Annotated in this window: 11 protein-coding genes and 1 tRNA gene; 5 read left to right on the top strand and 7 right to left on the bottom strand. The window is 76.0% G+C overall.

Annotated features, from left to right (window positions below):
- Positions 1-182: 182 nt before the first annotated feature.
- Together C8D89_RS04190 and C8D89_RS04185 are read right to left on the bottom strand one after the other, a co-directional pair.
- Positions 183-806, bottom strand: a complete 624-nt coding sequence (locus C8D89_RS04190) for a 5-formyltetrahydrofolate cyclo-ligase (protein WP_116706715.1) — start codon at positions 804-806, stop codon at positions 183-185.
- Positions 803-2,167 carry a UTP--glucose-1-phosphate uridylyltransferase gene (locus C8D89_RS04185; RefSeq protein WP_116706714.1) on the bottom strand — a complete coding sequence of 455 codons (1,365 nt, stop codon included), beginning with the start codon at positions 2,165-2,167 and terminating at the stop codon, positions 803-805. The genes C8D89_RS04190 and C8D89_RS04185 overlap by 4 nt, the downstream gene beginning before the upstream one ends.
- 126 nt (positions 2,168-2,293) lie before the next feature.
- Here C8D89_RS04185 and glp point away from each other — a divergent pair, with 126 nt between their 5' ends.
- The 4 genes from glp (at position 2,294) to C8D89_RS04165 (ending at position 5,813) form a co-directional block, all read left to right on the top strand.
- Positions 2,294-3,547: a molybdotransferase-like divisome protein Glp gene (glp, locus tag C8D89_RS04180; protein ID WP_116706713.1), complete on the top strand. Its 1,254-nt coding sequence runs from the start codon at positions 2,294-2,296 to the stop codon at positions 3,545-3,547.
- A 5-nt stretch (positions 3,548-3,552) separates the two neighbouring features.
- Positions 3,553-4,224: a GNAT family N-acetyltransferase gene (locus C8D89_RS04175; protein WP_116706712.1), complete on the top strand. Its 672-nt coding sequence runs from the start codon at positions 3,553-3,555 to the stop codon at positions 4,222-4,224.
- Between the two features lie 227 nt (positions 4,225-4,451).
- On the top strand, positions 4,452-5,690 hold the full coding sequence (sepX, locus tag C8D89_RS04170; RefSeq protein ID WP_116706711.1) for a divisome protein SepX/GlpR: 1,239 nt from the start codon (positions 4,452-4,454) through the stop codon (positions 5,688-5,690).
- Positions 5,691-5,740: 50 nt separating this feature from the next.
- Positions 5,741-5,813 (top strand) — tRNA-Ala (locus C8D89_RS04165).
- 62 nt (positions 5,814-5,875) lie between these two features.
- On the opposite strand, the gene C8D89_RS04160 is transcribed toward C8D89_RS04165, so the two are convergent.
- Positions 5,876-7,165 carry an aspartate aminotransferase family protein gene (locus tag C8D89_RS04160; protein ID WP_165825533.1) on the bottom strand — a complete coding sequence of 430 codons (1,290 nt, stop codon included), beginning with the start codon at positions 7,163-7,165 and terminating at the stop codon, positions 5,876-5,878.
- A gap of 40 nt (positions 7,166-7,205) precedes the next feature.
- Positions 7,206-8,675, bottom strand: coding sequence for a dolichyl-phosphate-mannose--protein mannosyltransferase (locus C8D89_RS04155; protein ID WP_116706944.1), 1,470 nt, complete (start codon positions 8,673-8,675; stop codon positions 7,206-7,208).
- Between the two features lie 79 nt (positions 8,676-8,754).
- Here C8D89_RS04155 and rsmI point away from each other — a divergent pair, with 79 nt between their 5' ends.
- The gene (rsmI, locus tag C8D89_RS04150; protein WP_116706709.1) at positions 8,755-9,645 is read left to right on the top strand and encodes a 16S rRNA (cytidine(1402)-2'-O)-methyltransferase; all 891 of its coding nucleotides are present in this window, start codon (positions 8,755-8,757) and stop codon (positions 9,643-9,645) included.
- Between the two features lie 28 nt (positions 9,646-9,673).
- Here the strand turns inward: rsmI and C8D89_RS04145 are convergent, their stop codons facing one another.
- The 3 genes from C8D89_RS04145 to C8D89_RS04135 form a co-directional block, all read right to left on the bottom strand.
- Complete coding sequence (locus C8D89_RS04145) at positions 9,674-10,612, bottom strand: NADP-dependent oxidoreductase (RefSeq protein WP_116706708.1); 939 nt, start codon at positions 10,610-10,612, stop codon at positions 9,674-9,676.
- Between the two features lie 75 nt (positions 10,613-10,687).
- The gene (locus C8D89_RS04140; RefSeq protein ID WP_116706707.1) at positions 10,688-11,164 is read right to left on the bottom strand and encodes a flavodoxin family protein; all 477 of its coding nucleotides are present in this window, start codon (positions 11,162-11,164) and stop codon (positions 10,688-10,690) included.
- Positions 11,161-11,985, bottom strand: coding sequence for a purine-nucleoside phosphorylase (locus tag C8D89_RS04135; protein ID WP_116706706.1), 825 nt, complete (start codon positions 11,983-11,985; stop codon positions 11,161-11,163). The genes C8D89_RS04140 and C8D89_RS04135 overlap by 4 nt, the downstream gene beginning before the upstream one ends.
- Positions 11,986-11,992 lie beyond the last annotated feature (7 nt).

Below are 11,992 nucleotides of genomic sequence, written 5' to 3'. Positions count from 1 at the left end.
CAACGCCGGGGACGTCACGCCTGTTCCACCGGTACCTCGCGGCGCGGTCCACTCGGCGGCGCCCGGCGTGTCGCGCGAGCGAGGATGTGGCGTTTCTGGCGTTGGACGCCAGCAAAGCCGCATTGCTCGAACACGGCCGTGTTCGAGTACGCCCCCCCCCCCCCCGGGGTTCTCGAGGTACCTCAGTGGTCGGGGGGCAGGGGGAGCGGGGTCAGGCCGGTGCGGGGGCGCCAGGCGGCGTGGACCGGGACGTCGTGGGGCTCGGCGGGCAGGGGCTCGGCGCGGAGCCCGTCGTCGCCGACGAGGGCCACCAGGCGGGTCGCGGGCCCCGCGAGGGGCAACGAGCGGTCGTAGTGCCCGCCGCCGCGGCCCAGGCGCACACCGCGGTGGTCGACCGCCAGCGCGGGGACCACGACGAGCCCGGCGCCCGCGAGCGCGTCCGGTCCGAGCCGGCGACCAGCGGGCTCGAGCAGCCCGTGCGGGCCGGGGACCAGGGAGCCCGGTCCGTCGTACGGCGCCCAGTCCAGCGGCGCCGCGCCCACCGTCACCGGCAGGAGCACCCGCCGGCCCGTCGCTCGGGCCGCGTCGAGCACGGGCAGCGCCCCGTCGGGTGTCGCCCCGGGCTCGCCGCCGACCGCCACGAACAGGCAGACCGGCTCGTCGGGGCCGATCTCCAGGCCCTCGAGCACCGCCGGCAGGTCTGCGGCCAGTGCGGCCGCGTCGGCCCGGCGCTGCTCGCCCGTCCGGGCCCGGCGCGCGGCGAGCAACGCCCGTCGCAGCTCGGCCTTCGACGACGGCGGGCTCACCCCGCCAGGACCTCCCCGTCCTCGACGTGCCGCGGCCCCTCGACGGTCACCGAACCCTCCACGGCCACGTCCGCGCCGAAGGTCACGTCGCCGGTGACCGTCAGCGCCGACGCCTTCGCGAGCGAGGGCGCCCCGCCGGCGAAGCGGCGCTCGAAGTCACCGAGCATCGCGAAGGTCTCCTTGTCGAGCGCGACCACCGGGGCCTCGCCGCTCCACGTGGGCACCATCCGGCCGTCGTCGGTGAGGTCGTAGAGGTCCGAGCGCGCCACGAGCAGGTCGTCGGTGGTCTTCACCGGGGCGAAGCGGGCGCGCGGCACCTCCAGGGCCCGGGCGCCGCGGATCGACCCGATCGCCGCGCCCATCGCCGTCTCCAGCTGCAGCACCGGCGTCGACGACTTGTCCGTCGGGTCGACCGTCTTCCTGTTGACGATCAGTGGCAGGTACGGCGCGGCCGGGTCGTCGGACTGCATCGCGCGCAGGTGCTCGAGGTCGATCCAGAGGTTGTTGGTGTTGAAGAAGCAGAACCGCTCGATGTCGGTGAACGAGTCGTCGCCCTCGGGCACCTGGGCGGTCTCACGCAGCACGAGCGACCCGTCGCGGGAGGCCAAGTGCCCGCCCTTGCGGTCCATCGGGGTGCGCCGGGCCACCTCGAGGCAGAACGGCACCTCCTGTGCCGCCAGCCACGCCGCCACGCGCACGTCGGGGACCGCACCCAGGTTGTCGGAGTTCGACACGAACGCCCACCGCACCCCGGCCGCGAGCAGCCGCTCCAGCGCCCCCGACGCGGTCAGCGCCGTGTAGATGTCGCCGTGACCGGGCGGGCACCACTCCAGGCGCGGGTCGGCGGGCCACTCCACGGGGTGCCAGTCGTCGGCGCGCAGCTTGGGCTCGGTGCCCTGCAGGAAGTCCAGCGGCAGGTCGGGGTCCTCGAGCCCCGCGTGGCGCCGCAGCGCCGCCAGCGACGGCCCGCGGGTGCCCTCGGAGTCCATCAGCAGCAGCGGCAGGCGCGCGCCGTGACGCTCGCGCAGCGCGAGGGTCTGGCGGGCGACGGCGTCGAGGAAGCTCGTGCCCGGCTTGATCTCCAGCAGCGACTTCGGCCCGTCGAGCCCCATGCTCGTGCCCAGCCCGCCGTTGAGCTTGATCACCGCGAGCCGGTCCAGCGCGTCGCGCGCCGCCGCGTCGGACGGCTCGTCGAGCGTGTCCAGCGTCGGCAGATCGGTGACGGGCTCGAGCGCATCCCCGGGGAGCACCGCGCTGTCGGGCTCGGCGAGCTGCTCGAGCCGCCGGCGGAAGGCCTCGACCTCGGCGGGGTGGGGGTCGCGCTCGGTCAGGGCCGCCAGGGCCGCGTCGACGTAGGACATGCGCCCATGGTGCCGCGCACCGGCCGCGGGCGAACCACGCCCTCGGGCGCGTCGGTCCCCGCCGGGGCGCGCCCGGCGTAGGACGATGGTGGGGGACGAGGAGCGGCCAGAGGGAGGGCTGACACGGTGAGGACGGTCGAGGCCCAGCTGCGCCGCGTGCTCGACGCCGCGGTGCGCCCGGCGCCGGTGCGGGTGGACATCTCCTCGGCCCAGGGGCTGATGTGCGCCGAGGAGGTCGTCGCCGACCGGGCGCTGCCCGGCTTCGACCAGGCCGCGGTCGACGGGTTCGCCGTGCGCAGCGTCGACGTCCGCGCGGCGGCCGAGGAGCCGGTCGAGCTCCCCGTCGTCGGCGAGGTCGCCGTCGGGTCGCGGCAGGCGCACCGGCTGCAGCCCGGGCAGGCCGTCCGCGTGGCCACGGGCGCGCCGCTGCCCACGCTCGCCGACGCGGTCGCCCCCCACGACCACACCGACGCGGCCGACGACCCGAGCACGCGGGGCACCGGGCACCGCGCCCGGCTGACCGTGAAGACGCCGGTGCCCTCGGCGGCCTGGGTGCGCCGGGTCGGGGAGGACGTGGCGCCCGGCGACGTCGCGGTGCGCCGCGGGGCGACGGTCGGGCCCGCGCAGGTCGGGTTGCTGGCCGCCGTCGGCCGGACGAAGGTGCTGGTGCACCCCCGCCCGCGGGTCGCGGTGATGGCCGTCGGCGACGAGCTCGTCGACCTCGACCGCACGCCCGGGGTGGGCCAGGTCGTCGACGTCAACTCCTACGCGCTCGCCGCCGCGGCCGCCGACGCCGGCGCCGAGGTGACGCGCCTGCCGCTCACGTCCGCCGAGCCGGCGGCGCTGCGCGAGGCCGTCGAGTCGGCGATGGCGCGCTCGGAGATCGTCGTGCTGGCCGGCGGCGTCGGCGGGCGCCTGGGCGAGGACGTCCAGGACGCGCTCGCGCAGCTCGGGCCGGTCGACATCTCGCGGGTCGCCATGCACCCCGGCTCGGTGCAGGGCTTCGGACGGCTGGGCAGCGAGGAGATCCCGACCTTCCTGCTGCCCGCCAACCCCGTCTCGGCGCTCGTGGCGTTCGAGGTGCTCGTGCGCCCGCTGATCCGCCTGACCCTCGGCAAGCAGGAGCTGCACCGTCGCGAGGTCACGGCCGCCCTGCTCTCGCCGGTGAGCTCGCCGGCCGGGCGTCGCAGCTACGTGCGCGGGCGCCTGCTGCGCGACCGGCGCACCGGCGACTACCTCGCCCAGCCGCTCGGCAGCTCGGGCTCGCACCTGCTGTCGTCGCTGGCCGAGGCGAACGCGCTGATCGTCCTCGACGAGGACACGACCGAGGCCGGCATGGACGCCGCGGTGCGCGTGTCGTTCCTCGCGCCCCGCCACTGACGCGCGTGGCGCGCTCCCCCCGGGGCGAGGCCCGTCCGACCGGTCGTCACCCGGGGTGGCCCGCGCGCACCCGGGCGTTGCGCGTCCCGGCTGGTGTCGTCGAGCTGCGCCCGATCCGGCTGCGCGACGGGGCCGCCTGGGCGCGGATCCGCCTGCGCGACGAGGAACACCTCGCGCCCTGGGAACCGACACCGCCCGGACCGTGGGCCGACCGCAACGCCCTCGCCGAGTGGCCGGCACGGTGGAGCGCGTTGCGGTCGATGGGGCGCGCGGGCCGGGCGCTGCCGTTCGCCCTGCTCGTCGACGGGGCGTTCGCCGGCCAGGTGGTCGTGGGCGACGTCGTGCGCGAGCCGCTGCTGTCGGCCTACGTGGGCTACTGGGTCGGCGCGCACGTCGTCGGGGGCGGCGCGGCGACGGCGGCGGTCGCGCTGGCCGTCGACCACTGCTTCTCCCGTGTCGGCCTGCACCGCGTCGAGGCGACGGTGCGCCCCGAGAACGTGCGCAGTCGCCGCGTGCTGGCCAAGCTCGGGTTCCGGGAGGAGGGACTGCTGCGCCGGTACCTCGAGGTCGACGGCGACTGGCGCGACCACCTCGTGCTGGCCCTGACCACGGAGGACGTCCTGCCCGACGGCCTCGTGGCCCGGCTCCTGCGCGCCGGACGTGCCGAGCGGGCCTGAGTGTCCACCCACATGGCCCAGGGATTTGCGCTGGCAGACCATCCGGTCGAGTGGTAGGAGGCGCAAACCCCTGCGCCCTCGGTTCCCCTACTGGAGGGATCCGGTCACCGCTCGCACACGACACGCCGCCGCGGCTGCGGGGCACACGGGGCTCGTGTGACTAGCGTGGCGCCTGCGACGAGCCGGATCCGGGCCGTCGCCGGTCGTCCCGGGGCGGGAGGTGTGCGGTGCCGAGCTCGGTCGTGTTCGCGGCCCTGGTCCTCGCGTGGCTGGTGGTCCTCGTTCCCGTCGTGGCCCGCCGCCGCCAGATGGTCCCGCGCCCCGCCGAGGCCGACCTGAGCGCGCGGGTGTTGCCGAGGACGGCCGCAGCACCCCTGATCGAGGAGGTCCCCGTGACCACGACGCAGGCGGACGGACGCACCGGCGGCGAGCGCACGACGGCGGCCGGACCGACGGGCTCCTCGACCCACGGCACGGCGGCCGCGACGACCGGTGCCGTCGCGGCCACCGCCCTCGCCGAGCGCGCCGACGAGACCCCCGAGGCGGTCGACGCCGAGCTCGACCTCGACCGTGACGAGTTCGAGGAGTTCGACGACCTCGACGGCTACGACGATCTCGACGACCTGGACGACCGTGCCGGGGACCGCCGCGACCCTGATGACGCCCCGCGCGCCGGCCGCGAGCGCGTCCTGCCCCGCCGGTCGCCCGAGGCCGGGGACGAGCGGGACGACGACGGGTACGACGACCGGCCCGGCGACAGGTACGACGACCGGCACGACGACGGGTACGAGGACCGGTACGAGGACCGGTACGCCGCCGAGCACGACGCGTACGAGGACGACGCGTACGAGGACGACGCGTACGAGGACGACCTCGACGAGGAGCCCGTGGACCGCGCGCCGCGGGTCTACCGCCCGGGCCGGGGCGGCTTCGACCCCGACGCCGCGGCGGCCGCCGCGCGCGCCCGCTACACCTACCGCCAGCGCATCGCGCTCGGGCTGATCTCGGTCGCGGTGCTCTCGGCGCTCGCCGCCATGGTCGTCTCGAGCGCCCTGTGGTGGGTGCACGGCGCCGCCGACGTCGTCCTCGTCGGCTACCTCGTCTTCCTGCGCCGCCAGACGCGCATCGAGGAGGAGGTGCGTGCCCGGCGGGCCGCACGCCTGTCCGGCGAGCGCCGCGCCCTCGAGGCCCGCCGCGCCCGCCAGGCCGAGCACGACGCCCGGATGTCCGCGCTGCGCGACCAGGACTGGATCGACGCCGAGTACGACGAGGACGACCGCGACGCCGACGACGACCGGTACGCCGACGAGATCGGGGACGAGGCGCCCCGCTGGGCGGCGCCCCGCACGCCCGCGCCGCCGGTGCCCGAGGACCTCGAGCTGGTCGACGACACCGACGACGACCCCGCGTTCCACGACCTCGACGGCGAGCGCACCTACGGCTACCGCCGCGCGGCGGGCGCCTGACCCGGCTCCCGACGGTGATCCCCGGCGTTGCTAGAGTGGGCGCCGCACCAGGGGCTGTGGCGCAGTTGGTAGCGCGACTCGTTCGCATCGAGTAGGTCAGGGGTTCGATTCCCCTCAGCTCCACCCTTGCGCGAACCCGACGGCCCGGGCGACACCGCCCGGGCCGTTGTCGTTCCCGGGTCGGATCAGCCGGCGGTCGTCGCCAGCGCGGACTCCAGGGCGGTGCCGAGGATCGCGACCCCGCGGTCGATCTCGGCGTCGGTGGCGGTCAGCGGCGGTGCGATGCGGAACGTCCCGCCCAGGCCGGGCAGCTGGACGATGTTCATGTGCAGCCCGAGCTCGGCGCACCGCCGGGTGACGGCACCGCCGAGCTCGTCGGCGGCCCCGTCACCCGAGGCGGTCAGCTCGAGCCCCACCAGGAGCCCACGCCCGCGCACGTCCCCGATCACGGGGTGGCGACCCGCGAGCTCGCGCAGCCCCGCCTGCAGGCGCTCGCCGAGCACGCGGGCACGCTCGTCCAGCCGATCACGGGCGAGCACGTCCAGGACGGTGAGCCCGACGGCGGCCGGCAGCGGGTCGTTCGCGTGCGTGGTGAAGAACAGGAAGCCGCGCTCGTGGGCCCGCGCCTCGATCTCGGCGCTGGTGACCACGGCGGCCAGGGGCAGTCCGGCGCCCAGGGTCTTGGACAGCGTGAGGATGTCGGGCACGACGCCGTCGCGCTCGAAGGCGTACCAGTCGCCGGTGCGGCACAGCCCGGTCTGCGCCTCGTCGAGGACGAGCAGCATGCCCCGCTCGTGGCACTTGTCCCGCAGCGCCGCGAGATAGCCCGGCGGCAGGTCGACGACCCCGCCCGAGCTGAGGATCGGCTCGACGAGGCAGGCCGCCGGGCTGCCGACCGACTGGGCGTCCACCAGGTCGAACCCGAGGTCCAGCTGGCGCCGCCAGTCGAGCCGGCCGTCGGCGTCGACGATGCCGGGCCGGAAGCGGTCGGGCACCGGGAGCGCCACGTTCCCGGGCACGGCGGGCCCGTAGCCGGAGCGGCCGGCGCTGTAGGTCGCGCTGGCGGCGGCCTGGGTCATGCCGTGCCAGGACCGCGCGAACGACACCACCTCGTGGCCGCCGGTCACGAGCTTGGCCATGCGCAGGGCGGCCTCGTTGGCCTCCGCGCCCGTGGTCAGGAACAGGACCTTGTCCAGCGGCGGCGGCAGCGTCCCGGTCAGCCGTTCGGCCAGGTCGAGGACCGGCGGGCTCAGCATCCCGCTGTGGAGATGGTCGAGCCGGGCGACCTGGTCGCGGACGGTCGCGACGATCTCGGGGTGGGAGTGCCCGAGGATCGCGCTCATCTGTCCGGAGGTGAAGTCCAGGAGCTCGCGTCCGTCGGTGGTGACCACGCAGCTGCCCGCGGCGCGCGCGATGACGTCGGGGGCGAAGTCGCCGTGGCCGGCGTAGCGGATGAGGTGCTGCTCGGGGGGCACGCCCTGCAGCGTGCCCGACGACGGCCGGAGATGTCCCGCGTCATCGCCAGGACGGCAGCCAGAGCTCCGCGTTCCAGCGGTCGGCGGTGATCCACGTGCCCACCAGGATCGGCCACAGCCACACGAAGTTGGCGACGACGAGCCCGGTGTAGATGCCGACGACGAGCGTGCCGGTGCGCCGCCGCTCCAGGCCCTGCTCGCGGCGGCCGAGGAACTCCCCGAGCGCGAGGACGATCGCCAGCACGAGGAACGGGGCGACCGGCGTCATGTAGAAGAAGTACATCTGCCGGTCGAGGTTGGTGAACCACGGCAGGAAGCCGGCGCCGTAGCCGACGAGCACCGCGGCGTGGCGCCAGTCGAACGCGGTCACGACGCGCCAGATCGACCACCCGAGCGCCGGGAGCGCGAGCCACCACATCGCGGGCGTCCCGATCAGCATCACCGCCGAGACGCACGACGACGAGCCGCAGCCGACCTCGGCCGTGCCCGACTCGTAGTAGTAGAGCATCGGGCGCAGGCCCATCGGCCACGTCCAGGGCTTGGACTCCCACGGGTGCGGCGACCCGCGCGGGGTGTCGAGCGTGGCGTGGAACTCGAGGACCTTGGTGCTGTAGTACACGAGCCCGCGCAGCCAGTCGGGCAGCAGCGCCCCGGGGCCGCCGACCGGCAGCTGCTGCCCGACGGCGTGGCGGTCGGTGCCGGTCTCGCTGGCGATCCACGGCAGCCAGCTCGCGACGTAGATCAGCATCGGCAGTGCGAGGCACGCCCACAGGGCCGGCGCGACGTCGCGCACCAGCGTCCCCACGAACGGCCGGGTCACCCCCGCGGCGCGGCGGGCGGCGGCGTCGAAGCCGACGAGCAGCAGACCGAAGAAGACGATGTAGTACAGGCCCGACCACTTGGCGGCCAGCGACAGGCCCAGGCACGCGCCGGCCGCGACGCGCCACCACCGGACGCCGAGTCGCGGCCCGTAGACGCTCTCGCCGATGCGCCCCTCGGTGACCACGGTGGCCAGGCGCGCGCGGACGTCGTCGCGGTCGACCAGCAGGGCGCCGAACGCGAGCAGCACGAACAGGGCGGGGAAGACGTCGATCATGCCGACGCGCGCCGAGACGTGGCTGACCCCGTCGGCGATGAGCAGCACCCCGGCCAGCCCGCCGAGCAGCGTCGAGCGCGTCAGGCGCCGCGCGATCCGGACGATCGCGAGGATGCACAGCGTCCCGGCCAACGCCGAGGCCGCCCGCCACCCGACCGGGTCGTAACCGAAGATCCACTGTCCGACGGCCATGAGCTGCTTGGACAACGGCGGGTGGACGACCAGCTCGTAGCCCGGGTTGTCCTCGTACCCGCCGTTGCGCAGCACCTGCCAGGCCTGCGGCACGTAGTGCTTCTCGTCGAAGATCGGCGTGCCCTGGTCGGTGGGCCGGCCCAGATCCCAGAACCGCACCACACCGCCCACCAGCGTGAGCACGAGGGCGACGACCCAGCCGCGCAGCCGGTCGGTGGGCATCGGGCGGCCGAGGACCTGGGCGACGGCCGGGGCGTCCTGCGGCGCGGGCCGCGCAGTGGCCGCCGGGCCGGGCCGCGCGATGGTGCTCGAGGCCGTCACGGCGCTCGATCGTAGGGTTCGGAGGGTGGCGACGGGGTCGGACGGGGTGCTCCTGCTCGCCGCCGTGCCCCTGGGCGACCCGGGTGACGCGTCGACGCGGCTGCGCGAGGCGCTGGCGAGCGCCGACGTCGTGGCCGCCGAGGACACCCGGCGGCTGGCGCGGCTGGCGACCGCGCTCGGGGTGGGTGTGGGCGGGCGGGTGGTCAGCTTCTACGAGGACGTGGAGGCCGCACGCGTCCCGGGCCTCGTCGACGCGGTGCGGGGCGGGGCGACCGTGCTCGTCGTGAGCGACGGTGGCATGCCCTCGGTGTCCGACCCCGGCTACCGGCTCGTGACGGCCTGCGTCGACGCGGGGCTGGCCGTGCGCTGCCTGCCGGGCCCCTCGGCGGTGCTGACGGCGCTCGCGGTGTCCGGGCTGCCGACCGACCGCTTCTGCTTCGAGGGCTTCGCCCCCCGCGCCGACGGTCGCCGACGCGCGTGGCTGCGGGCGCTGGCGAGCGAGCCGCGGACCGCGGTGTTCTTCGAGTCCCCGCGCCGGCTCGCGTCGCTGCTGGCCGTCGCCGTGCAGGAGCTGGGCGCGGAGCGGCGCGCCGCGGTGTGCCGGGAGCTGACCAAGACCCACGAGGAGGTCGTCCGGGGGTCGCTGGGCGAGCTCGCGGCGTGGGCGGGGGAGCGCGACGTGCTCGGCGAGGTGACCGTCGTGCTCGCGCCCGCGGTCGTGGTGACGCCGGAGCCGGAGGACCTCGTGGCCGAGGTCCTCGGGCTGGTCGCCGACGGGCGGCGGCTCAAGGACGCCGCCCGCGAGGTCGGCGCCGCCCACGGCGTGTCGACGAAGGCGCTCTACGACGCGGCGCTCCGCGCTCGTGAGTGATGTCGTGAGCTATAGCTCACGACATCACTCACGTGGGGAGCAGGACCAGCTTGCCGGCCACGCGCCGGTGCTGATTGTCGTCCTGGGCCCGGCCGGCGTCGGCCAGCGGGTAGGTGACGACGGTCGGCGCGCGCAGGCGGCCGTCGGCGAGGCGGGCGACGGCGTCGGCGAGGGCCCGGGTCTCCTCGTCCGGGTCGCCGCCCGAGCTGAACGTGACGCCGAGCTCCTGCGCGCCGGCGTAGTCCGCGATCGTGACCACCCGCTCCGGTGCGCCCGTCAGGGCGACGAGGTCGCGCAGCGCGCCCTTGCCCGCGGTGTCCAGGGCCCGGTCGACGCCCTGCGGGGCCACGGCGCGCACGCGCTCGGCGAGCCCCTCGCCGTAGACCACGGGCGTGGCCCCCAGCGCGCGCACCTCGTCCTGGTGGGCCTCGCCCGCGGTGCCGATCACCCTCGCCCCGCGCGCGACCGCGACCTGCACGGCCATCACGCCGACCCCGCCGGCCGCGCCGTCCACGACGAGCGTGGTCCCCGTGTGGTCGCCCTCGCCGAGCCCGAGCAGGGCCAGCACGCGGTAGGCGGTGGTGGCGACGACCGGCACCGCGGCGGCGACCTCCCACGACACCTCGGCCGGCTTGCGCACCAGCGTCCGGACCGACGCCAGCGCCTTCTCCGCGTAGGCGCCCCCGACGGCCTTGCCCAGCACCTCGTCGCCGACGGCCAGGTCGGTCACGCCCACGCCGACCGCGTCCACCACGCCCGCGACGTCGAACCCGGGCACGCGCGGCTCGGGCGGAGCGTCGCCCGAGGCCATGGCGCCGCTGCGCAGCTTCCAGTCCAGCGGGTTCACCGCGGCGGCGCGGACGGCGAGACGGACCTGGCCCTCGCCCGGGACGGGATCCTCCCGCTCGACGAGCTCGAGGACCTCGGGGCCGCCGAAGCGGGCGTACTGCACGGCACGTGACGTCATGCCCCGCCCAACGCCGCCGCCGCTCGGGGCATGCCCGCGCCCGCCCCGGGGCAGCGAACGTGCTGTTCGCTGCGTCTACGCGTCCGAACTCCCCGTTCGCTCGACCGCGCGCAGGGCCACCGTGGCGCCGAGCTCCCACGCGGCCTCGCGCTCGGCGCTCCCGATCGCGCCGGTGGACGTGACGACCTCGGCCGCCTGCTCCCACCCGAGCGCGCCGGTGATCCGCAGGACGTCGCGCACCGCGCCCGCGGTGTCGGACCCGCCGTGCACGTACAGCCCGAACGGCCGACCGTCCGTCTGGTCCAGGCAGGGGTAGTAGACCTGATCGAAGAAGTGCTTGAGCGCGCCCGACATCGTGCCGATGTTGGCCGGCGTGCCGAGCACGATGCCGTTGCAGGCCAGCGCGTCCGCCGCGCCGGCGGTGAGCGCCGGACGGCTCACGACCTCCACCTCGGCGTCGATCTCGTCGGTACCCGCGCCCTCGAGCACCGCGGTGAGCAGCTCGTGCAGCACGGGGGACGGCGTGTGGTGGACGACGAGCAGCCGGGTCACGCCTGCTCCAGGACCGCCGCGACCAGCCGGTACAGGAGCTCGCCGGTGCGCGCCGCGGCCGCGTGCACCGCGTCGATGACCGCCAGGTGGTCGATGGACGCGTCGACGGTGCCCGCGGCGGGGTTGCTGACCAGCGCGACGCCCGCCACCCGCGCCCCCGCCGCCCGCGCAGCGATCGTCTCCAGCACCGTGGACATGCCCACGAGGTCGGCGCCCATCGCCCGCAGCATGCGGATCTCGGCCGGCGTCTCGAAGTGCGGTCCCCGGAGCCCGGCGTACACACCCTCCGCGAGGTCGGGGTCGATCGTGCGGGCGAGTGCCCGCAGGCCCGGGTCGTAGGTGTCGGTGAGGTCGACGAACGCCGGGCCGACCAGCGGCGAGAGGCCGGTGAGGTTGAGGTGATCGGCGACGAGCACCGGCTGGCCCACCGCGTACGACGGGTCGATCCCGCCGGCGGCGTTGGTGAGCACGACCGTGCCCGCCCCGGCCGCGCACGCCGTGCGTACCGCGTGCACCACCTGCGCCGGGCCGTGGCCCTCGTAGAGGTGCGTGCGCCCCAACAGCACGAGCACCCGCCGCCCCGCGACCTCCACCGACCGGGCGACCCCGACGTGGTCGGGCGCCCCGGGCGGGGTGAAACCCGGCAGCTCGGCGACCGGGACCTCGACGACCGGTGGCCCGAACGCGTTGGCCGCGGGCCGCCAGCCCGAGCCCAGGACGACCGCGACCTCGTGGGTGAGGGCCCCGGTGCGCCGGGCCAGTTCGGCGGCCGCGTCCTCGGGCGAGGGCAGCGGCGCCGGCCCGGTGTCGATCTCCGTCATCGTCGCG

It is taken from the genome of Actinomycetospora cinnamomea (assembly GCF_003096675.1).
GTDB classification, from domain to species: domain Bacteria; phylum Actinomycetota; class Actinomycetes; order Mycobacteriales; family Pseudonocardiaceae; genus Actinomycetospora; species Actinomycetospora cinnamomea.
Note: the sequence above shows the minus strand (reverse complement) of the source record. Positions and strands in the feature narration are given on the sequence as shown.

What these genes read in the sequence shown, in the direction of transcription:
- C8D89_RS04185 (WP_116706714.1), bottom strand. Translation starts at nt 2,167, where the DNA reads ATGTCCTACGTCGACGCGGCCCTGGCGGCCCTGACCGAGCGCGACCCC.
- C8D89_RS04155 (WP_116706944.1), bottom strand. Translation starts at nt 8,675, where the DNA reads ATGCCCACCGACCGGCTGCGCGGCTGGGTCGTCGCCCTCGTGCTCACG.
- rsmI (WP_116706709.1), top strand. Translation starts at nt 8,755, where the DNA reads ATGGTGCTCGAGGCCGTCACGGCGCTCGATCGTAGGGTTCGGAGGGTG.
- C8D89_RS04145 (WP_116706708.1), bottom strand. Translation starts at nt 10,612, where the DNA reads ATGACGTCACGTGCCGTGCAGTACGCCCGCTTCGGCGGCCCCGAGGTC.
- C8D89_RS04135 (WP_116706706.1), bottom strand. Translation starts at nt 11,985, where the DNA reads ATGACGGAGATCGACACCGGGCCGGCGCCGCTGCCCTCGCCCGAGGAC.